Origin of the sequence: Desulfosporosinus orientis DSM 765, assembly GCF_000235605.1 — a bacterium.
Taxonomy (GTDB): Bacteria; Bacillota; Desulfitobacteriia; order Desulfitobacteriales; family Desulfitobacteriaceae; genus Desulfosporosinus; species Desulfosporosinus orientis.
In genome coordinates, this window is the sequence record NC_016584.1 from 5,003,440 (window position 1) to 5,025,771 (window position 22,332).

Annotated in this window: 19 protein-coding genes; 1 reads left to right on the top strand and 18 read right to left on the bottom strand. The window is 43.9% G+C overall.

Annotation, left to right across the window (positions count from 1 at the left end):
- Positions 1-185: 185 nt before the first annotated feature.
- On the bottom strand, positions 186-2,438 hold the full coding sequence (locus DESOR_RS23125; RefSeq protein ID WP_014187017.1) for a HelD family protein: 2,253 nt from the start codon (positions 2,436-2,438) through the stop codon (positions 186-188).
- 331 nt (positions 2,439-2,769) lie between these two features.
- Between DESOR_RS23125 and DESOR_RS23130 the strand changes: the two genes are divergently transcribed.
- A complete protein-coding gene (locus DESOR_RS23130) occupies positions 2,770-4,386 on the top strand; it encodes a methyl-accepting chemotaxis protein (RefSeq protein ID WP_014187018.1) in 1,617 nt (538 codons plus the stop codon).
- A 131-nt stretch (positions 4,387-4,517) separates the two neighbouring features.
- Here DESOR_RS23130 and ftsZ read toward each other — a convergent pair whose 3' ends face one another.
- From ftsZ to mraZ, 17 genes are all read right to left on the bottom strand, one after another.
- Positions 4,518-5,579, bottom strand: a complete 1,062-nt coding sequence (gene ftsZ, locus DESOR_RS23135; protein WP_014187019.1) for a cell division protein FtsZ — start codon at positions 5,577-5,579, stop codon at positions 4,518-4,520.
- Positions 5,580-5,816: 237 nt separating this feature from the next.
- Positions 5,817-6,146 carry a small basic family protein gene (locus tag DESOR_RS23140; RefSeq protein ID WP_014187020.1) on the bottom strand — a complete coding sequence of 110 codons (330 nt, stop codon included), beginning with the start codon at positions 6,144-6,146 and terminating at the stop codon, positions 5,817-5,819.
- Between the two features lie 19 nt (positions 6,147-6,165).
- Positions 6,166-6,891 (bottom strand): cell division protein FtsQ/DivIB, encoded by a 726-nt coding sequence (locus DESOR_RS23145; protein ID WP_014187021.1) that lies wholly within the window; start codon positions 6,889-6,891, stop codon positions 6,166-6,168.
- Positions 6,892-6,988: 97 nt separating this feature from the next.
- Positions 6,989-8,269, bottom strand: coding sequence for a UDP-N-acetylglucosamine 1-carboxyvinyltransferase (gene murA, locus DESOR_RS23150; protein WP_014187022.1), 1,281 nt, complete (start codon positions 8,267-8,269; stop codon positions 6,989-6,991).
- Between the two features lie 29 nt (positions 8,270-8,298).
- On the bottom strand, positions 8,299-9,204 hold the full coding sequence (gene murB / locus DESOR_RS23155; protein WP_174275435.1) for a UDP-N-acetylmuramate dehydrogenase: 906 nt from the start codon (positions 9,202-9,204) through the stop codon (positions 8,299-8,301).
- The gene (locus DESOR_RS23160) at positions 9,119-9,982 is read right to left on the bottom strand and encodes a hypothetical protein (protein WP_014187024.1); all 864 of its coding nucleotides are present in this window, start codon (positions 9,980-9,982) and stop codon (positions 9,119-9,121) included. Before DESOR_RS23160 ends, murB begins: the two co-directional genes overlap by 86 nt.
- A gap of 105 nt (positions 9,983-10,087) precedes the next feature.
- A complete protein-coding gene (gene murG, locus DESOR_RS23165; protein WP_042332676.1) occupies positions 10,088-11,197 on the bottom strand; it encodes an undecaprenyldiphospho-muramoylpentapeptide beta-N-acetylglucosaminyltransferase in 1,110 nt (369 codons plus the stop codon).
- Positions 11,198-11,232: 35 nt separating this feature from the next.
- Positions 11,233-12,327 carry a stage V sporulation protein E gene (gene spoVE / locus DESOR_RS23170; RefSeq protein WP_014187026.1) on the bottom strand — a complete coding sequence of 365 codons (1,095 nt, stop codon included), beginning with the start codon at positions 12,325-12,327 and terminating at the stop codon, positions 11,233-11,235.
- Between the two features lie 14 nt (positions 12,328-12,341).
- On the bottom strand, positions 12,342-13,718 hold the full coding sequence (gene murD / locus DESOR_RS23175; RefSeq protein ID WP_014187027.1) for a UDP-N-acetylmuramoyl-L-alanine--D-glutamate ligase: 1,377 nt from the start codon (positions 13,716-13,718) through the stop codon (positions 12,342-12,344).
- 46 nt (positions 13,719-13,764) lie between these two features.
- Positions 13,765-14,112: a PAS domain-containing protein gene (locus DESOR_RS23180; RefSeq protein ID WP_014187028.1), complete on the bottom strand. Its 348-nt coding sequence runs from the start codon at positions 14,110-14,112 to the stop codon at positions 13,765-13,767.
- Positions 14,113-14,126: 14 nt separating this feature from the next.
- Complete coding sequence (mraY, locus tag DESOR_RS23185) at positions 14,127-15,128, bottom strand: phospho-N-acetylmuramoyl-pentapeptide-transferase (protein ID WP_014187029.1); 1,002 nt, start codon at positions 15,126-15,128, stop codon at positions 14,127-14,129.
- 19 nt (positions 15,129-15,147) lie between these two features.
- Positions 15,148-16,563: a UDP-N-acetylmuramoyl-tripeptide--D-alanyl-D-alanine ligase gene (locus DESOR_RS23190; RefSeq protein WP_014187030.1), complete on the bottom strand. Its 1,416-nt coding sequence runs from the start codon at positions 16,561-16,563 to the stop codon at positions 15,148-15,150.
- Complete coding sequence (locus tag DESOR_RS23195) at positions 16,544-18,031, bottom strand: UDP-N-acetylmuramoyl-L-alanyl-D-glutamate--2,6-diaminopimelate ligase (protein ID WP_014187031.1); 1,488 nt, start codon at positions 18,029-18,031, stop codon at positions 16,544-16,546. The genes DESOR_RS23190 and DESOR_RS23195 overlap by 20 nt, the downstream gene beginning before the upstream one ends.
- A gap of 100 nt (positions 18,032-18,131) precedes the next feature.
- Positions 18,132-20,186: a penicillin-binding transpeptidase domain-containing protein gene (locus tag DESOR_RS23200; RefSeq protein WP_014187032.1), complete on the bottom strand. Its 2,055-nt coding sequence runs from the start codon at positions 20,184-20,186 to the stop codon at positions 18,132-18,134.
- Positions 20,187-20,240: 54 nt separating this feature from the next.
- Positions 20,241-20,729 carry an FtsB/FtsL family cell division protein gene (locus tag DESOR_RS23205; protein ID WP_014187033.1) on the bottom strand — a complete coding sequence of 163 codons (489 nt, stop codon included), beginning with the start codon at positions 20,727-20,729 and terminating at the stop codon, positions 20,241-20,243.
- Positions 20,730-20,758: 29 nt separating this feature from the next.
- A complete protein-coding gene (gene rsmH, locus DESOR_RS23210) occupies positions 20,759-21,691 on the bottom strand; it encodes a 16S rRNA (cytosine(1402)-N(4))-methyltransferase RsmH (RefSeq protein WP_014187034.1) in 933 nt (310 codons plus the stop codon).
- Between the two features lie 16 nt (positions 21,692-21,707).
- Positions 21,708-22,139 carry a division/cell wall cluster transcriptional repressor MraZ gene (gene mraZ, locus DESOR_RS23215; RefSeq protein WP_014187035.1) on the bottom strand — a complete coding sequence of 144 codons (432 nt, stop codon included), beginning with the start codon at positions 22,137-22,139 and terminating at the stop codon, positions 21,708-21,710.
- Between the last annotated feature and the right edge of the window lie 193 nt (positions 22,140-22,332).

A 22,332-nucleotide genomic window follows, 5' to 3' on the forward strand; every position in this document is an offset into this window, starting at 1 on the left:
AAACCTGTCGCTTTCCGTGGGTTGCAAATGGATATTTTAGGAAAACCAGTGCGAGTGATGTAGTATTTTTAGGAGTAACAACTAATACCTGTCAAATATAAAAGATACTTTTATTTTGACAGGTATTAGTTTTATACTAAATTTAGTTGGATTCAGGGTCGGGCAGTTTCGGGTCTATGGGTTCTTTAGAATGGTTTTTGGGTATTTTTCAGGTTAAGTTTTTCAGGATAGTTTAAAAAATAAACGACCAGTTGGTGAAGGGCCCGTGAACAAGCAATATACAACAACTTTTTATCCATTAGGCTTGAATAATTGCTTTCTTCTCCCCCATAGACGATTACCGCATCGAACTCCAAGCCCTTAGCCATATAGGATGGTATCACTAAGGCCCCTTTCACAATCGCCTTCGTTTGGGGCTTAATCAAAGTGATGGGTATGGATTTAGACAGCCTGGAATGCAGCTGGAATGCCTCCTCTTGAGTCTTACAGATGACGGCTACAGATTCGTACCCAAATTCCAAAAAATCAGAAACCGACTGAATTATACCCCGATCAATCTTGACAATGCTATTTTCGTAAATAACCTTTGGTTCTTTGCCATGACGCTCAAAGGAATCATTCAACCTAGATATGCCCAGCAGCCCCTGAGTAAAGCGATTGATTTCATAAGTGGATCGATACCCTTTGTTTAATCTGAGCTGAACCATAGTTTGTTTAGCTAAGACAGCCGCGATATCTTCATATAATGACTCGTCGGCTTCTTTTTCAATGGTTTGCTGAATATCACCTAACACTGTGTAATTGGCATTTTTAAATAATAGCTTAAATACTTCGTATTGAATTAAAGAATAATCCTGGGCTTCATCAATAACCACTTGTTTAATGCCTGAAAACCAATCACTCCCGTTCACTTTTAAATTTAAATATAATAACGCCGGGTAATCTTCATAGGAAACCTGCCCCTTTTGCAATTCCTGCACAGTCATTGAGATGATGGACTCGATAGTTTCCGGCAGTTGTATCTCTTTAGCCAGTTTGGTCATTAGCCCGGGTGTGGTAAAGAGGGTTTTATACAAATCCCAATAGTCAACTTTGGTAAACCTTTGAATCTGCCTTAGAAAATTTCCAGCTTGTTTTATTGACAACCAACGGCTATAGGATTTAATTTCAAACTCATGTCCTTCACTCCTTTCGACAATTTTCTCAAGGCGGTTAAGCCTCTGCCTTTGCAAGGGATGAACCTTATCCAAAAGCATGGTTTCAATTTTCTTAAGCTGTTTAGCCATAGGAATTCCAATATCATTCTTTAAAAACCGATTCTTTAATTGCTGCCTGGTATTAAGAAAAATCCCATTATAGTAGACATCTTCAAATTCTATTAGATGGTGAGCGTAATACCAAAGGAGACGATCCAGAATCCTTTTGAAATCCATTGATCCTTTAAAATTTATGCTTTCCTTCTTTATGCTCCCTTCATTATGAACTCTGCTCTGAATCAGTGTTTCAAGGTTATTTTCTCTCGTATCTGTTCCAAATCGGTGATTAAGGATTTCCTCAGTGATACTGTCAAAAGTGGTCTGTTCCACATTTTCTTCCCCCAGTTCGGGTAAGACACTCTCGATATAGTTAGTGAAAATTGAATGGGGAGAAACAACCATAACTTGGTGGGCATGCAAATTTGAATTCAGACCTTCATAAAGAAGAAATGCAATCCTGTGCAAGGCAATAGAGGTCTTGCCGCTGCCTGCCACACCTTGGACAATTAACAGCTCATTATCCCTATCCCGAATAATAACATCTTGTTCCTTCTGAATGGTCTCAACAATATTTCTCATTTTTACAGAAGCATTTTGACTTAGTACTTCCTGCAGCATCTCATCTGTAATCCTGACACTGCAATCAAAAAAATATTTGAGCTTGGAATTCTTAATCTTATATTGTCTTTTTAGAGATACCTTTCCACGACTCATACCCACTGGAGTTTCATATTCTGCGGTACCCAATTCAAACCTGTAAAATATACTGGCGATAGGGGCACGCCAATCATACACATATACCTTTTGGGTGTCTTTATCCACTAAATTGTGGAGGCCAATATATATCTTCTCTTTTTCCTGAAAACCTTCCTCGCTAAAATCAAAACGACCAAAGTAGGGTGAATTAATCATCTTCTGATACTTTTTCAGGCGTTTTGAATCACTTGAGACATTGGCAGTTTGAACCGTTACTTCTGTAAGATACTGTTGCATATCCCAGAAGTCTTCGTATTCAGTTACTACATGAACTGCGCTTTCCCACATTTCTTTTCGTACATCGATTAAGTTCTTTTTAGAAGCTGCTAATTCATTCTGCTCCATCCCCAGAACATTTGAAAGATAGTTTACTGTTTCACGGAGATAGATTGCTTCTTCTTGGTAGTTTTGCCGGTAACTATCCATAGTAAATCGCTCCTTAATATTCATGTCATAGGAATTCGACAAATCGGAACCAAAACCACTTGACATTAGACTTCTTTTATGATAAAATTTTATTAAATATATTGTATGATGTGTTTTTTGTGACTATTTTTATATTATATAATGAGAGAGACTATCTGTAAAGAGGGTCTCTCTCATTTTTCTTTCTAAATATATCTAATTGGTATTTCATTCTTTGTATACAATTTTATTGTAAAAGTGACGGATAAGTGGTATTGTAACCATTAACTACAATTTTAACTGTAACTTAGTGAATTATTGTTCTAATCGTTATCAAAAGGGGCTGAAGATTTTGTCAAGAACAGTAACCGTAAGTTCAATACAAAAAAAAAGTGGTTTAGAGACCATTTCTCGGATTGCTAAAGAAATTGAGGGCATCCTCGCTCGATCGGAATGGGAAAATGCTCGAGAAGCAATAAGAGAAGCCATTGATCGTAACCTTGAAAACAATGAATTTTTATTACTTGTTGATTTAAAGGGTCTGGCTTTAGTTCACTCTAACCGCATGCGAGAAGGTCTTCTTTTTAACAATGAGATTGAGCTAAGAGCTGCTCAGTGCTCTCAACCCATTACCCAGATCTATCATCGCAATACCGGAGAAGTCTTACTTGATGCTGCATGTCCGGTCATAGTTAAGGGTGAACATGTTTATACCGTGCGTTTAGGTATACCTCTGCACAAGATCCGGCTTACCAAGCAATTCTTGGCAGGGGCATTTCCCCTCATCCTTCTTGGTGGAGCATGGATTACTCTCAGCTCATTTTCCCAGGTTTCTATCTCATTAACATTGGCTGCTCTCCTTATGCAAATTCTCTATGCTTTATGGTTGAAAAACAAGGTTTCAGGTGCTCTGAACGAAACATTTAAAGTGACAAAAGCAATAGCTAAAGGAAATTTGAAAGTATTAGCCAAATCTTATACGAATGACGAATTAGGAAACTTATCCTACGAGGTAAACAAGGTATCTCTCGGTATGAAAAGTATTATCATGGATTTAGCATCTTTTTCCGAACGAGCTCAAAATATGAGCAGAACTCAAGCCTCACATGCCCAACTGTCTGCTGAAAATCAGGAAACCTTGGCCGCTACTTTTGAAGAATTTAGTGCAGGTGCTTCAGATCAAATTCAGGGTATGAAAGAGTCCCAAAAACAAGTCGATGAAATTCAAGCAGCTTCTCAGAGCATCTTAACAAGTACACAGGAAGTCCTCTCTTTGACAACATCCGCCAAATCAACTAGCGAAGAGGGAACTTTGTCAGTAAATAAAGCCATTCGTGAAATGGGCCTTATTTATGAAGTAACCGAGCAAGCCAATCATTCTATTCACAAATTGGCTGAGCTTGCTCAGAAAATTGGGGATATCATTTCTGTTATTAATGGTATCTCCGAGCAAACCAATTTGTTAGCTTTAAATGCTGCAATTGAAGCTGCCCGAGCAGGCGAGCATGGTAAGGGATTTGCCGTTGTCGCCGAGGAAGTCCGAAAACTGGCTGATAGTTCCGCCAGTTCTTCTCAGCAAATAATGGAGCTTATTTCCGGAGTCCAGGGAATGGTTAAAACCACCGTAGAAAAGATCAGCCAAGGCATGATTGAAGTAAATCAAGGAAAGGAGGTCATTGAAAAAGCAGGCAATGCCATTGCTTCTTTAGACGAAGTGATTAAAGCAACATCCGATAAAGTAGAAACCAACCTGCAAAATGCCGACCGAATGCTAAATCAAAGTAAACTTTTAGCCGAAACACAGCGCCAGGCTACATCTATCGCGGCTCAATTCGCTGAAGGGGCTACTCAGGCTGCAACAACTGTCGAACAACAAATGACCTCAACCCAAGAAATCGCCGACATCTCTTCGGAATTAGCGAAAACATCCTCCTACTTACATGAAATCATTCGGCGTTTCGAATGGTAAGCCTCCAGCGCAAAAGGGGTTCTACCATGATTATAGTGACAAATATTAAAGGCGGGCAGAGTCTTTGAAAGAGATCTGCCCGCCTTTTCATTCAAACTTTATTAAACATAGAGATGCTGTTCTTCTAAAAACTAGCGACGGCGCCTGAGAAATTCCGGTATATCAACATCTCCCTCTTTAGGTACGGTTTTAATTATTGTTTCCTGAACCTTACCGGGAGCTCCGCCAAAACCAACCCATTGCTGGTCAAATCCAGTGGCAATGACAGTAACCCTAATTTCTTCTTTAAGATCGTCATCAATAACCGCGCCAAAAATAATATTAGCCTCAGGGTCAGCAGCTTCTGCAATAATCCCAGCTGCTTCATTCACTTCAAACAACGTCAGATTTCCGCCTCCAGTGATATTGAGCAGCACACCTTTAGCTCCTTCAATAGATGTTTCCAACAACGGACTGGAGATAGCCTTTCTGGCTGCATCTGCAGCACGATTTTCACCAGTAGCCTGACCAATACCCATTAACGCAGAACCCGTATTCGACATAATAGTCTTAACATCCGCAAAATCTAAATTTATCAAGCCAGGCACTGCAATTAAATCTGAGATACCTTGTACCCCTTGCCGCAAGACATCATCCGCAATCCTAAAGGCTTCGTGAATGGTTGTATGCTTGTCCACAACTTGCAGCAAACGATCATTGGGAATAGTAATCAGTGTATCAACTTTACTCTTTAGTTCAGCAATTCCCTTTTCTGCCTGCATAGCTCGTTTACGTCCTTCGAAAGTAAACGGACGAGTAACCACTCCCACAGTCAGGGCGCCCATTTCTTTTGCTACTTCTGCCACTATAGGCGCTGCTCCGGTACCTGTTCCCCCACCCATACCAGCAGTAACGAAAACCATGTCAGCACCTTTCAGTACCTTTGCCAATTCTTCACGGGATTCCTCCGCTGCTTTTGCACCTATTTCCGGGTTAGCACCTGCACCCAACCCTTTGGTCAGCTTTATCCCAATTTGAACCTTTTCACTTGCACGAGAGAGTTGTAAAGCTTGAGAATCGGTATTTACAGTAACAAACTCCACCCCTTGTAATCCAGCGGTAATCATACGATTGACCGCATTGTTTCCGCCACCGCCAACACCAATAACCTTAATCTCCGCACATTGGTTTAATTCTGTATCAAATTCCAGCATCTAGGATTCTACCCCCTCGCTCATTCTTACCTGCAGTTCTCTTATCTAGCTAATACTGATACTCTGAGAACCTCAATCTCTATACTTATCAATCAATGGTTTTTACACAATGATAAGTGTCTTATAATTCCAATTTGCATTAAGCTCTTTAATACACACATCATTACAAATTCTATATCCTTATGCCTTAACCCTTTTTTTTCAGAAAAAAATTATAAGGGATTCGGCATTTTTTAACTATTTTCTGATTAGATGACGGCGGATACTTCCTAAGTTTTGGAATATGCGCACACCAAATGCAACCACAGCAGCTAAGTAGAGATCTACCCCAATACGATCTCCAACGTATGCTAACAAAGCTGCAAGGAGCATATTGCTAAAAAAACCAGTTAAAAAAACAGTACTGTCGAAATGATCCTCTTGAGCAGAACGAATTCCTCCTAAAACAGAGTCTAAAGCAGCGAGGATTCCGACAGATAAGTATTTGGCATATTCAATTGGAACTGAGAAAGGGCTTACATACCCAATTGCCAACCCTAATACTAAGCCTAATAAAGGTAACCACATAGCAAAAAATCCTCCTGACTTAGCGGCCGATCACAGGTTTTGCCGCAGTAAAATCGATATAGCGAACCCCTTGTTGAATAGAAGTATATCCACTATCACTTATTAGCTGGTAGAGGGCATTTGATTTATCTTTCCAATCATTAGCTTGTCCCAATCGGACTTCCACGCCGCCTCTCAAAAATAATGTAATTTGTTCAACAGCATTAACATGTACCTCTCCGATTTGAGCAATTAAATTTGGCGGCGCTTGATTGACTAACTGTAATGCCGCTTTCAAAAGAGCATTAGAAAGATTCTGCCCAGGTCCAACAGTATCCGGAAGTTCGATTCCACTGATGACAGGATAATCTTTTTCAGGCCAGCTCTCTAAACGACGCAAAAAGGTTCCTTCGGAATCCACCTCTAAAACCCCCTTGGGAACAACCACTAAAGCAGCCGGGATCCGTTCCGAAACCTGAATTATAAGTGAATTAGGAAGTTTGCGCCGAAATTCAACGCTTTGTACTAGCGGATGCAAAGAAATTTTATATTGGAGAGCTTTGCGATCAAAGAGCAATAAATTTTGTCCCTGAATCCCATCTGACAATTTTAGAATTTCGTTCTCTGAGATCAGACTAAGCCCTTCTACTGTAACATGTTGAATTGCAAAAGCACTGGAACGCAAAAAAAGAGCTAAACCTAGGGAAAGAAGAATCGTCAAAACTGCGACATAGAGAAAGGACGTATTCATTTTCTTAGGTTCCATTTTGGCATTTTCCTCCTTGTCCCAAGTATAACGAATACAGTCCTATTCCGCTATGCTTTTTTCAGTTGATCAATAAATTATTTTAAATAAAAGTTAGTTAAGTCGTTTCCAAATCAGCCTTTTTAGAAACACGCACCAACTTTGCCCCCAAACCAGAATATTTCTCTTCCAAATTTTCATACCCTCTATCGATATAATCCACCTTTTCGAGCACCGTTGCTTCCTCAGCTGCTAATGCGGCCAAGAAAAGGGCTGCTCCCGCCCGGAGATCCGTTGCCTCTACAAAAGCCCCTTCGAGAGATTTAACGCCGCGAATAATGGCCGTTCTGCCTTCAACGGTAATTTGTGCACCCATACGCCTCAGCTCATCGACATGCTGAAAACGATTTTCAAAAATTGTCTCGGTTATAATACTAGTCCCATCTGCACTAGCAAGCATTGCCATAAACTGAGGTTGCATATCCGTAGGGAATCCGGGATAAGGCATTGTCTTCAGGTCCACGCCCCGAAGTGCAGCTCTCTGCTGTACGCGAATGGAATCATCGACAATGGATATTGTTGCCCCCGCCTGACGCAACTTGGCAATCACAGGTTCTAAGTGTTCTGGTACAACATTTTCGATCACCACGTCCCCCTTGGTCATTACTGCAGCAATCATATGGGTTCCCGCTTCAATTCGGTCGGGTATAACCGTATGTTCTGCAGGATATAGGGTATCGACCCCATCAATTCTTATAACATCCATTCCGGCTCCCCGAACTTTTGCGCCCATTTTATTAAGGTAGTTTTGTAAGTCTACAATCTCCGGTTCACGGGCAGCATTTCTGATAACCGACGTCCCTTTGGCTAAAACTGCGGCCATCATGATATTTTCTGTTGCGCCCACACTAGGTACATCCAGGTAAACATCTGCTCCTTGCAAGTGATCTGTCCACGCCTCGATATAGCCATGCTTTTCTTTTACCTTTACCCCAAGAAGCTGCAATCCTTTAATATGTTGATCCATCGGGCGTGAGCCAATGGCACACCCACCAGGTCGAGAGATCTTAACACGCCCATACCGAGCTAACAAGGGACCTAAAATAAGATTAGACGCACGCATTTGACGCATTAAGGCTTCATCAACTTCACAGGATTCTATACCGCTGGCATTAATCAGCATAGCCTCATTTTGGCGTTCAACCTTACAGCCAAGGCGCTCAAGCACTTCAATCATATGTGTGATATCTGCCAACCTAGGAATTTCCAGCAAGCTGGAAGTTCCTTCCCCAAGTAATGATGCAGCCAATAATGGAAGAGAAGAGTTTTTCGCCCCGCTTACCCGGATACTCCCTTCCAATCTCTGTTTTCCCGTAATAACATAGCGATCCATCGCCATAATGTTCTCCCCTTTTCGCGTATCATTTCTTATCTATCTTCTTTGATCCCACGATTTCCGGTTAAGATGCTTTCTACTTCGGTTTGCAAGGTAATTCCATATTTATCTTGAACATCTGAGATGATGGTTTGAATCAAAGCTAGAACATCTTCAGACTTAGCCTCACCTGTATTAACTATAAAATTAGCATGTTTCTCAGAAACTTTTGCGCCGCCAATACTTTTCCCTTTCCAGCCAGCTGCCTCAATTAAGCGGCCGGCTGAATCTCCGGGCGGGTTGCGAAACACACTGCCGGCATTAGGTTCCTGAAGAGGTTGATTCGCTTTCCTTTTACTCAAATTTTCTTTCATAGTCTGCAAAATCTGATTTCGGTCTCCTGGCTGAAATTTCAGTTCAACTTCTAAAATCCAAGCCTGACCGCGTAAGGAACAGTATCGATATCCCAGATCGAAATCAGTACGCTCCAGCTGCTTGATACTGCCGTCTGCCCAAAGAGTCTTTACCCGGAGAATAGAAGAGGCCATCTCTCCGCCATGAGCACCGGCGTTCATCATAACGGCGCCTCCAACGGATCCTGGGATTCCTCGGGCAAACCCCAATCCGCTCCAACCTCGCTCTCCTGCTTCTTGAGCTAAACGAGCCAAAGTATACCCAGCCTCTACTTTTACTGTGTAATCCCCCCAGCATATTCCACGCAGTGCCGTCGTTACCAAAGTAATCCCCGGGAGCCCCCCATCCGGAAAAAGAACATTCGACCCCTTTCCAATTAAGCGAACGGGGATTCCTTCTTCTTGAGCTCTATGCCATACACTTGACAAATCTTCAACAGTCTCCGGCCAATATACTGTCTCAGCGGGCCCACCAATTTTCCAGGTACTTAGCAGATAAAGAGGATAATTCTTCTCCACTCGCCCCGGCATTCCATCTAAAATCATTGAAATTCCACCTCAAGTTATCTGCCCTTTTGTTGTCTTGCCAAAGAAAGCTAAGGGCGCTCACTATATCACGCCAAGATACACCTAAATCGATACAAGTTGCAATGATCTGAGCGGCACTTTCCTCTTCCTCCGCTTTAGGCCAGCGCGGCAAATGTCCAATATATTGATGCCTATTCTTGGCACGATAAAAATCAATACTATGGTTTTGAATAACCCAGGATGCTTTGTTTCCAAGCCCTTCACTGTTTTTCCCCAAAGAACTTTTATCCACTAATCCTTCTAACCAAGAATCAGGCATAATCCAATGAACACCCTGCTTGCGCTCACATTGCCAGTTTTCTTCGCCAATTGGCCATAGCAGCGTCGGTTCAAAACCGGCTTCATTTAAGATATGCACCAACAATGGACGTTCATTGAAAAGAACCGTGGGTTCAGAGACCCATAAGATGAGTTCATCCTCGAAAATAGTATGTATTAACGATTGAATCGATCGTTGTTGCAAGCCTTGACTAAGAGCTTTTTCTCTCCAGAAATCACTTTCCTGCTCTTCCTGCCAGTAAATCAATTCTGTAACCGGGCCAATTGCCTCCGCCTCAGATATTGCAGTATCAAAGGGTCTATCCATCCAACATTCCTCAAATTCTTTGCCAAACTCCTTCGCAGTTGGTTCTGCTTCTAGAAAATCAACCTCGACTCCCTTTAATATTGCTCGAACTCCACCAATACCTGGAGCTGCAGAAGAAGCAACCAGTTGAAGTTTTCGTTTTGGCCACACTATGCCCACTCCTTTCTTTCTTTACTGCCATATGCTATGCATGAAAGTTGAAAGGTGTGAGCATTATCGTAGTTCGATATTCATATTCGTGGTTCGAGCCACGAATTAGTGCCAGGCTGTGGCCAAACAAAGATCCACGATTTTATGCAACGCTTTGGGCTGAGCCAGTGAAAAGGCAGCCGCGCCCATTTTTTCCAAGAGTCCCGGCTGAGAAATCAGATGATCAATTTCTTTCCATAAGCGTTCCCCATCACATTCTGAATCCAGCACAAGTTGAGCTGCTCCAGCTTTAACTAAGGCCTGAGCGTTATATTCTTGATGATTCTCAGCAGCAAAAGGATAGGGAATTAAAATACTGGGTATTCCAGCTACCATCAGTTCAGCCAGTGACGCTGCACCTGCTCTGCCAATGTATAAATCTGCACAGGCTAAAGCTTCCGGCATATCCTTTAAATATTCAAGAACCCGCCATTGAGATTGCTGCCAAGAAACACCTCGTCTCTTAAGCTCTTCAATGGTCTCTGCATATGTCAATGACCCTGTAGCCCAAATCACTTGAATTTCCGGACGCTGAAGGAGCTTTTCTAAGACTGTGACCATCCCTTGATTCAAGGTTCGGGCTCCCCTGCTTCCACCGGTCACCAGCAAGGTCATTCGTTCCGGTCGCAAACCAAAGTGCCTGGCCCCGGCTTCACGGCTAATTTGTCCAATTTCCCGGCGTACAGGTAATCCCACCAATTCCATTTTATTCTTAACCCCAAAATGAGCAATACTCTCGGGAAATGTTACCATGACCCGATTGACAAACCGGGCTAATATTCGATTCGTAATTCCAGGCAGAGCATTCTGTTCATGAAGCAAGGTTGGAATGTTAAAAAGAGATGCGGTCAACACAACAGGTCCTGATACATATCCACCCGTGCCCACAACTAGATCCGGATGGAATTTACGCAGAATATTCTTGGTTTCCCAAAGGGCTTTAAAACTTTTGCCAATCACTTTAATCGTTTCTAAACTCAATTTGCGCGGAAGGCCTTTTCCTGAAATACCCTTAAACTCTATCCCAGCCTCCGGAACTAAACGAGCTTCCATTCCATCTTCGATTCCCACATAAAGAATCTCAGTATTGCTTTCCCTGGCCAGTAACCCTTTGGCAATAGCTAAGGCTGGATAGATATGCCCTCCTGTTCCTCCGCCAGTTATCATTACACGCACCGTTCCTACCCCTTCCTCCATCATGTGACTAGTTACTACCTTACTTCCCGGGAAATATTCAACAGCACACCTACACCTAACATGGTAAAAACAAGCGAAGTGCCTCCATAGCTGATGAAGGGTAAGGTGATCCCAGTAACAGGCAATACCCCGCTGACAACCCCCATATTAATCATGGCCTGAATAGAAACCATAGCTGTTAAGCCCACGGCCAGAAAACCGGTAAATGGGTCAGGGGCTCTCATTGCCACCCGGAATCCGCGCCAAGCAAACAAGAAAAACAATAAAACCACCAGAGAAGCTCCCACAAACCCTAGTTCCTCACCTATCATGGCAAAGATAAAATCCGTATGATTCTCCGGCAAATAAAGGAACTTTTGCCGGCTCTGACCTAAACCGAGACCGAACAACCCACCCGGCCCCAAGGCCAGAAGGGCTTGAATAGTCTGATAACCATTTCCCAAAGGATCAGCCCAAGGATCTAAGAAAGCAAAAATACGCCGCATACGGTATGGAGCCGCCGCAATAGCAGCCACCACCAGTCCCAGACCTGTCCCGGCTAAAGCCATGATATGCCCCGCTCTTGCTCCTGCGGCAATCAGCAGAAAGAAGGTTGTTGCTGCAATAACTAAGGTCGTCCCTAAATCCGGCTGAAGCATAATCAATCCTGCTATAACACCCATCAAGCCCAGAATTGGCAATACTCCTTTGCGAAAGGATTCAATTTTATGGGGTTTAAGTGCCAAGACATGGGACATCATTAACACCATAGATAGCTTAATCACTTCTGAGGGCTGGATAGACAGCGGACCAAGACCAATCCAGCGGTCAGCTCCATTAACTCGGCGCCCGATACCGGGAATCTTCACCGCAATTAAGAGAACAATCGCAGCAATAAGAGCCGGCTTGGCGAATTTCCTCAGCCACCTTAAATCAATGAACATACTAAAAGCCATTACTACCAGTCCCACCGCAACCCAGAGTATTTCCATCTTGAGATAGTGATAAGGATCATCATACTGTATGTAACCTCTAACAGCACTTGAACTGTAAACCATGATAAAACCTATCCCTAACAGAGCTAAAATCGCTCCCAGCAAGACTAAATCGGGTCGATGGTACTTTCGCATCAATAGATCCCCCTTTATTGTTGAATGGGTTCCCTATAATGCCTACGCACTAACTCCTTAAACAATTCCCCTCTTTGCTCATAATTCTTAAACATATCCCAACTTGTACAAGCTGGGGACAGTAAAACCACATCACCCGGGACTGCTTCCGAGATCGCTTTTTTGACCCCTTCTTCAAAAGACCCAACTTTAATGATTCTCTCTACCCCTTCATCCTTTGCGGCTTCCTCCATTTCATCCGCCGCTTGTCCCAACAAAATCAGGCTCTTAACTTTCTGACTGGCGAGTTTCATAAATTCGTGAAAATCAAGCCCTTTGTTTTTCCCCCCAGCTATCAAGACCAACGGTTCATCGAAAGCTAACAAGGCTTTGGCCGCTGCGTCTGTATTTGTCCCTTTGGAATCGTTCACATAAACTATTCCCTCGTAAGATCCCACTATTTCCTGCCGATGTTCTACCCCTTTGAACTGTGCTAATCCGTCAGAAATCTCGGACCAGGATAGTCCAAGGGCTCGGGCTGCTGCCGCAGCAGCCATAACATTTTCCAAATTATGAGACCCGCGCAGCTTTAGTTCTTTTCGGGAAATAATCGGAATCATCGTTTTCTTTTCCTTAACTGCAAAAACTATGTCATCATGCCAAAGACTTATCCCATCCTGCAAAAAAGTGGTAGGACTAAAATAAACAACTCTGCTTTGCAGCCTAGACCCTAAATCTCTAACCAAAGGATCATCCCAATTTAAGATTGCTAAATCTGTGGGACTCTGATTTTTGAAAATTTGCGCTTTGGCCTCTAAGTAGTTCTCAATAGTACCATGCCTGTCCAAATGATCCGGGGTAAGATTCAGGAGTACTCCGATATGAATGCGAAGTTTATCGACAAATTCAAGCTGAAAACTCGAAAGTTCGGCAACCACAATACTATTGTCCTCTAAGCCCTTGACTTGGCCGCTCATCGCCACTCCAATATTTCCAGCAACCACCGTTGGCCTCCCTGTCAGTTTAGACAATTCACCAATGAGTGTGGTGGTAGTCGTTTTTCCATTCGTGCCTGTCACCCCAACACAAAGAGCGGGACAATCATGCATAGCCAGCTCTACTTCGCTCCATAAGGTCACATTCCGGGAGATCCCTTGCTGAACCAGAGGAAGCTTAGGAGACACTCCGGGGGATAAGATCATCATCTCAGGATTTATTTCCTCTATTTCCGGTACCCGGCCTAAAAGCAAATGCTTGGAATCCAGACCAATATCTTCAATACCGGCAAGCTTTTCAAGGGCTTGACTATCTGTCAGAAAAGCCTCTGCCCCTAAGCTCTTAAGTTTACGTACAGCAGCCTGGCCGCTTAATCCCGCCCCAATTACCAGAACGCGTTTGTTTAACCAATTCACGCCAATATCCTCCGTTCAGTCATCATGTTCCTTCCTAGTCTACTCACTACATTTGTCTATTCATTTCAAATCTCTCAAAATACCCAATTAACTCTCCATTTTCGTCTCTAACAGGCACAACATAAACCCTTTCGTTCCTGACATTGACATGCAGGAAAACTTCATTAGCATGATTCTTAAGCTTTTCCACAGCAGATTTGATCATTTCTATGGAGTTCGGATTCTGGTGACATGCAAAAATCGATTTGCCAATTAAGTCCCGATAACCACGTTCTTGATAATAATGATATTCTGCCCTTTTATTAAGGTATCTAATAACATGATCACAATCGACAAATGCAATAGGATAAGGGTATGAATCTAAGATATACGCCAAGATTTTTTCTCTTTCCATAAAAAGTTTCCTCCCTAGCCCAAGGTGGGCAGATATCCGATAATCCCCACCACAGCACAGATCAAAGCAGCCATCCAGAAAACGATGACCACTTTCCACTCACTCCAGCCTCCCAATTCAAAATGATGATGAAGAGGACTCATACGAAAAATTCGTTTGCCTGTGGTTTGGAAAGAAAAAACCTGAATAATCACCGAGAGCGCCTCTACGGCAAACAATCCGCCGATAAGGGTAAAGACCAGTTCGCTCTTGGTAAGTATTGCCAAGCTTGCTAAAGCTCCTCCTAAAGCTAAGGAACCCGTATCTCCCATAAAAATCCGAGCCGGATACCTATTGAAGCGTAAAAATCCCAAAGTTCCTCCAACCACTGCAGCCGCAAAAACCGCCATATCCGTCTCATGGGCCAGAACAGCTACCCCATGGATCGCAGCCATTAAAGCAATAACTACATAGGCTGCTCCGGCAATCATACTGCTCCCTGCTGCTAAGCCGTCCAAGCCATCCGTTAAATTAACGGCATTAGTCATTAAAACAATAAGAAAAGCTGTAAAAATGTAGTAAAACCAACTCAATTCTAAGTGGATGGATGTGAAAGGAATTGCGATATCCGTCCCCCTGCCCAACCAGTGAACAGAAACCCAAATAAGGATAAAGGCTAATCCAAACTGACCGATTAGTTTCTGATAAGCACGAAGCCCCAAAGAACGATGCATTACAACTTTTATAAAATCATCGACAAAGCCAATTAAACCAAAACCCAGTGTAACTCCCACTAAAGTCACCATTTCCAAGGAAGTGGGCTGTTCTGCAGTAAGCAAAGCACTGGCAATGATGCCAACAAGAAAAATTATCCCACCCATAGTCGGAGTGCCTGCTTTTTTCAAGTGTCTTTTGGGGCCATCATCCCGGACATTTTGGCCGAACTTAAGAATTCTTAAGACCGGTATCAAAAAGGGGCTCAGGACCAACGTTATAAGCAGGGCTAATCCCGCCGCCATAACTAAACGCTCAGACATGTTATTCCATCCTTTACTCTTATCTTTCCAGTAACGCTGTAATCTCTTCCATTCGCATCCCCCGCGAACCTTTAATAAGAACCCATGTCCCAGATTCCCAAGATCTAAGCAGCTCCAAGGCTTTTTCTGCTGCTTCTTTACGCGAATAGGTCACCATTATCTGTTCTGCGGCGTACCCTGCCTTCCGTGCCCCTTGCGCGATCTCTGTAGCCAGTTTTCCTACGGTAATTAAATAATTTACTCCTAACAGTGCCACAGCTTGCCCTACATCCTGATGTCCGGACTCTGCAGAATTACCGAGTTCATACATATCGCCCAATATTGCCAGAGTCTTTTTTTGCCCTGCCCGCTCCTTAAGGATGTTTAACGATGCTTTCATTGAAACGGGATTAGCGTTATAAACATCGTTAATCAGCGTTGTTTCCCTACAACCCTGCCTCATCTCCAAACGCATTTTAGACATTTCAAGCGCCCTAAGTCCTAGGCACCCTTTAGTTAGTGAAACTCCGCACACTGTGCCCACTGCTAAAGCTGCCAAAGCATCTAAAACATTGTGAGTACCCGGGAGGGGCAAATCAGCCGTCAATGTTTCCTGCTTAAAGGTTACATCAAAAATTGTGCCTAAGGGTCCAGAGGACCTAAGCCCAGACCCCTTAATGTCCGGTTCTGCAAACGTACCCTCGAGTCCGTAGAAGAGAATCTTGTGACCGTCATTCTTTGCCTTCTGCGCTGAGTACAAATCGTCTGCGTTAATAATGGCTGTTCCATCTTTCGGAAGAGTTTCAATGAGTTCCCACTTCGCCTGGGCAATTCGTTCCTGAGTGAGGAGCAATTCCATATGAGTTGTGCCAATATTCGTGATCACCCCGATATCGGGTTTTGCTATCTCACATAGAGCCTTAATTTCACCTAAGCCTCGCATTCCCATTTCTAAAATCAGAATTTCGGTACCAAGGGGCGCATTGAGAATTGTCATAGGAAGCCCCAATTCATTGTTATGATTCTCTTTATTGCAATAAACCGGAAACTCTTGGGCCAAGACTGAATAAATCATATCCTTGGTCGTAGTTTTTCCGTTACTTCCTGTAACACCTACCACCTTCGCTTTTAGTTCCTTACGCCAGCTCTGAGCCAATACCTGCAGAGCCGTATAGACAGAGTCGACGAGTAAAAGAGCTTTCCCCTCAGGAACACTAGGCTTCGCCATTTCGCCCTGAAAATGAGCCTGATCAGCAACGGCCAGCACTGCTCCCTTTTGCCAAGCAGACTCAATGTAATCATGACCATCCACTTTCTCCCCCGGCAGAGCAAAAAACATCTCTCCGCCCTTGGCTTGACGACTGTCGATGATACATCCTTGAACTTCTAGTTTTGAGTCACCCATCAAAATTCCTGCGGCAATCTTAGCCGCCGATTCAGTTGTCCAATGACGCATAGCCCAGCCCCCTTAACGCTTCACGCACTACTTCCCGATCATCAAAGGGATGAACCTCAGTTCCAAAAATCTGATAAGTTTCATGGCCTTTGCCTGCTATCAAAATTGTATCTCCGGGTTTTGCCATATGACAAGCTTTCCTGATAGCTTCTCTTCTGTCTCGTATCGCAATAGATTCCACTTCTGATACTCCCGTCAAAATCTCCTTGATAATCTGATCCGGGTCTTCCGTACGAGGGTTATCAGACGTTACAATAAGAAAATCACTTCCCTGTGCTGCCACTTCGCCCATCAGCGGTCGTTTAGTCCGATCTCGGTCTCCTCCACAGCCGAAAACCGTCAATAACCTGCCTTCAGTAAAATCCCGAGCGGTACGAACAACATTTTCCAAACCGTCAGGCGTATGAGCATAATCCACAATTACTTGAAAAGGCTGCCCCATCCGAACACTTTCAAAGCGTCCGGGCACACCCGCTATTTCTGCCAGAGCTTCAGCCACAGTTCCTGCACTATAGCCACGTTCAACTCCCCAGGCAAAAGCCGCTAAAGCATTATAAACACTAAAAAATCCCGGGGTGGCATAGGAAATCTCTTGTAGGTTCTCCTTAAATCGCACTTGAAAGCGTACCCCTTCCGTGGTGACTCTGACATCTTCAGCATGATAATCAACGGAATTATGAATACCATAACTTACCACCGGAGCAGCTGATACCCTGCATAATTCTCCAAAAGCCGGATCATCTCCATTCAATATACTGATCTTCGGCTGTTTTTCCCCATGCAAACCGGCGAACAACCGGGATTTGGCATTAAGATAGTCCTTCATTGTTTTATGATAATCCAAGTGATCCTGTGTCAAATTTGTAAAAATTCCCGCATCAAATTCACAACCAGCTACCCTGCCCAGAGACAAAGCATGGGAGGATACTTCCATGACCGCCAAGCTCACTCCTTCATCTACCATTTCACTCAAGAGCTTTTGAACTTCTATGGATTCCGGAGTAGTTCTTTCCCCTGGAATATCCCGGCCATTGATTCTGGCGCCCAGAGTTCCTATTAAACCCACTTTTTTGCCATGCTTAATCCCGATTTTCTCAATGAGATGAGTAATCGTTGTTTTTCCATTAGTTCCTGTTACGCCCACCAACTCCAGTTTTTCACTAGGGCAGTCATAAACAGCCGCCGCCAGCTTTCCTATGACTTGGCGAACACTGGCGACTTTTACTTGAGGAACAGCAAGTGGCAGCAGACGTTCCACTACTAACGCCACAGCTCCTGAATCAACCGCCCTGCCGGCAAAATCATGGCCGTCTGCCTGGGAGCCCGGTACACAGGCATACAGATCACCGGGCTGAACATGCCGGGAATCCATTGACATACCTCGAATAATGACCTGGCAATCTCCCGAAGATGCCTGAACCTCAATTTCCTTAATAATGTCCACTAGTGATTTATTGGCTGTCGGCATTCCTCATCGTTCCTTTCGAAATGGTTTTTTCACCATATAAAGCCTTATCATAAAATTTATTATAAACAAATTACATCTTCATCAGACCTAGACCTTGAGATTATCGTCCCAGGGGACTCACTGAAATCGGTAAACGTCCTGATAAACTGCGAATAGCCTCGATATCCTCATCTTCATCTTCCCACCAAGGCGTAAGGGTTGGCGTGGATGCATCAGCTCCCAAGTAAAGAAGAACATTGGACTCTGCCTCCACTTGAGCATCTCCGTGAGGAATTTGGTCTAAAACGATATCCCCTTTCCCCTCTGTCAGTGTCTTAAAACCGGCTTCCGTTAAAATCTTCTCCGCCTCAGCCAAAGGAAGTCCTAAAACTGAAGGTACGGTAGCGGCTTTTTTAATCGGTGAAAATTCAAGGCCGGGCATGGGTTTGCCGGGAGTCATTGGAGCTTTAGGATCCGGCTTAACACCAAGATATCTTAAAGAATCAAGCATAACCGTCTGCACAACTGGGCACGCCACAACCCCCCCATAAAAGGGAACACCATCAATGACACACAAAATGGTCAGTCGCGGATGATCGGCTGGGGCAAAAGCTATAAAAGAGGCGACATATTCCCCTTGAATATACCCGCCATTCTGAACTTTTTGAGCGGTCCCCGTTTTTCCGGCAACACGATATCCGGGCAAAAAGGCACGACGGCCTGTTCCATTCGTTACGACGGATTCCAAAACCTCACGTTCTGTCTTTGAAGTGTCCTCACTGATAATACGCCTAATTTCCTCATTTTTAAAGGGGGTAATCACCCTGCCGCTAGGACCAATTATTTCTTTTACCAGCTGAGGCTTCATTAAAGTCCCACCGTTAGCCACTGCCGAAACGGCTGTTAATAGCTGGATTGGAGTAACATTATTGGTTTGACCGATAGACATTGTGGCCAAATCCAAGGCTGTGGCTTTTTTCTTATTAGCTAAAATCCCTACGGCCTCACCAGACATCTCGATGCCCGTCTTCTGACCGAAGCCAAAATCTCGCAAATATCTATAAAAAGTGTCCATGCCAAGTCGCTGTCCCATTTCAATGAAACCCGGATTGCACGAATTTTCGGCAACTTGCGTGAAAGTCTGATCACCATGTCCTCCTGCTTTCCAGCAGCGAACATTCTTCCCTAATACGGTATAAGAGCCTTTGTCAAAAAAGTGTTCTGAGAGTTTTATTTTCTTTTCTTCAAGAGCAGCTGCCAGGGTTATGATCTTAAAGGTTGATCCCGGCTCATAGCCATTTTGAATGGCTATGTTTCGCCGGGCGCTGGGGTCTGCATCTTGATAGTGGTTAGGGTCAAAAGTCGGAGCAGAAGCTAAGGCCAGCATCTCTCCTGTATTGGGATCCATCACTAAGATGGAGGCACTCTTAGGCACTTGGCCGTTCATATTGACACCCTGACCGCTCATCAGCTTTTGCAGTTCTCGCTCAGCAAATGCTTGAATATTTTTGTCAATAGTTAACCTCACAGTATTTCCTTGTTTAGGAGCCAAATACTGGTGTTGTGCCTGAGGCAAGGGAATACCATTGGCACCAAATTCTTGAAGAATACTGCCTGGTATTCCTTTTAGCTCATCATCCCTTGTCAATTCAATTCCTTCAAGGCCTTGATTGTCAATCCCGGCAAACCCAATAATATGGGCAGCGAGACTTCCATTGGGATAATAGCGTTGACTATCTTCCGTCGTTCCAATTCCCGGAAATTCCAAAGCTCGTACCTGAGCAGCAACCTCAGGACTAACCCTTTTTTGAACATATTCTAAAGCAGAACGTTTGGTAATGCGTGCTTCAATTTCCTGAGCAGGTTTGCCCAGCAAGGGGGATAAGGCTGCAGCCATTTCTTTGGCTCTCCCTGTCTGACGGACTTCTGCTGGAACTGCATAAACTGTCTCAGTACTAACGCTCATTGCCAATACATTTCCTTCTCGGTCTTCAATATTTCCGCGTTTTGGTGCAACCGGGACCCCACGGAAATGAGAATCATCGGCCTTTTTGCGCAAATCCGCACCCTGACTAAGCTGCACAAACCCTAACCGGACAATTAAAACCACTAAAAAAGCACAAACACACAAAAAAAGAAAAGCGATTCGTTTACGCATAACGACATAAGGACTCATCAGTCCTCACCCCCATTTTCCCGGGGGCTCTAGCGTACCCAAATCGCCTTTCTCTTATCGCTGTGTAGAAGCAAAAAAACTCGTAAATTTTTGAGAAAATTTTTGGATGGTGGAAGGTTTATCTTCACTAGTCTGAGCTGCGACTTGGGTTGACGAAGCCCCCATTTTATTTTTGGCTGAAGGCACGACTCCTGCCATATACACTTTCCCCGTAGGCTTTTCCATTCCCATGGACAAAGCTACACTCTCAATTCGGCTTACAGAACGAAGTTTGTCAACCTCCATCTGGAGAAGCTCATTCCTTGTTTTGATATCAGCAATTTCCTTTTCCAAGGATCGAACCTGAGCTCCCTTGACAACCGTCAGATGAACGGTCTCTGCTCCTATGGCACCGGTTATGCCAACAATCAATCCCAATGCCATAATGCTTTTAATTTTAGAATATCCTTTCCCTTTTCTGTTGGGTCTAGGATTTCTAGTTATATCCCTATTTGTATTCGCCAACGCCTCCTGCCATTCAACTGATTCCTGCGCCACTACCATGGGTATTCCTCCTCCTTTAGCTTTAGACTTTATATTTTTTCGGCAACCCGTAATTTTGCACTTCTCGACCTAGGATTATGCTCAACTTCTTCTCTTGATGGAAGAATAGGCTTCTTGGTTAACACCTTTGCCATTGTTTTGGCATCACACCTACAAATTGGCAATTCCGGAGGACAAGTACATCGTCCCTGCCAGGATCTCATTCGCTCTTTCACAATCCGATCTTCTAAAGAGTGAAAGGTAATCACCCCTATTCGTCCGCCATGATTCAAACAACGAAGTGCCTGATCCAACACCCTGTCCAAAACGCCCAGTTCGTCGTTAACAACAATTCGTATGGCCTGAAATGTGCGTTTGGCAGGATGAGGTCCATTTCTCCTAACCGCAGCCGGAACCGCAGCCTTTATAGCTTGCACCAAATCTCCGGTAGTTTCCAAAGATCGCACTTGGCGGGCCTGAACAATAAATTGGGCAATGCGCTTAGCCCATTTTTCTTCTCCATAGGTCCAAATAAGCTGGGCCAATTCTTCTTCTGACCAAGAATTCACAATTTCCCTGGCATTCAAGGCCCTGGCAGAATCCATCCGCATATCTAAAGGGGCATCCTGCATATAGCTAAAGCCCCGCTCAGCCTCATCCAATTGAGGAGAGGAGACACCCAGATCGAAAATAATGCCATCAACAGGCAGCAAGTCCAGCTCATTTAAGGTTGCTTCCAAATGTTCAAAATTTCGATTAACCAAGGTTACTCGTCCATCCCCTTGAAAGGTCTCCCGGGCATGATGGATTGCGTGTTCATCTTGATCGAAACAAATCAACTTTCCATCTTCGCCCATATTCTCAATAATTTTACGGCTATGTCCCCCACCGCCTAAGGTACAATCTACATACCTCCCGGAAGGGTTAGTAATAACTGAATCCACGGTCTCTTCTAATAACACAGTGACATGATGAAAATCCAAACTAATCCGTTCCTTTCTATATTCCGAGATGGACTAACGATTCAGCAGCACTGGCATAGGCATTTTCTGCCTGCTGACTGTATTCTGTCCAAAGTGTCTGACTCCAAATCTCAACTCGGCTTGACACTCCCACCAGAACCAGGTCCTTCTCCAATTGCGCATAGCTGCGCAAATTTGCCGGCAATAGAATTCTTCCCTGTTTGTCTAGTTCACATTCTGTTGCCCCTGAAAAAAAGAAACGGACAAAGGAACGTACTTCGGGTTGAGTAAAGGGCAGCTCACGCAGCTTTTTCTCTAAAGTTTCCCATTCCGGGCGGGGGTACACAAACAAGCAGTGATCTAAGCCTTTGGTTACAATGAATTGCTCACCCAAGGCATCACGGAATTTCACCGGTATAATCAACCGGCCTTTTCCGTCGATGGTATGAATGTACTCCCCCATAAACATAGTGTTCACCCCACTGCAGTGGTCTTCCGCCCCACTTTACCCCACTTCTTCCCACTATTCTCCATCAACAAAGATAATCCTGCTGTTAATTTAGGTTTTTTAGATAAAAAAATTAAAACAGGAGAAAGGTCCTACCTTTAAGGCCCATTCTCAGAAGGTTTGGAAGGCAAAGGGCGCTGCGAAACAACTTAAG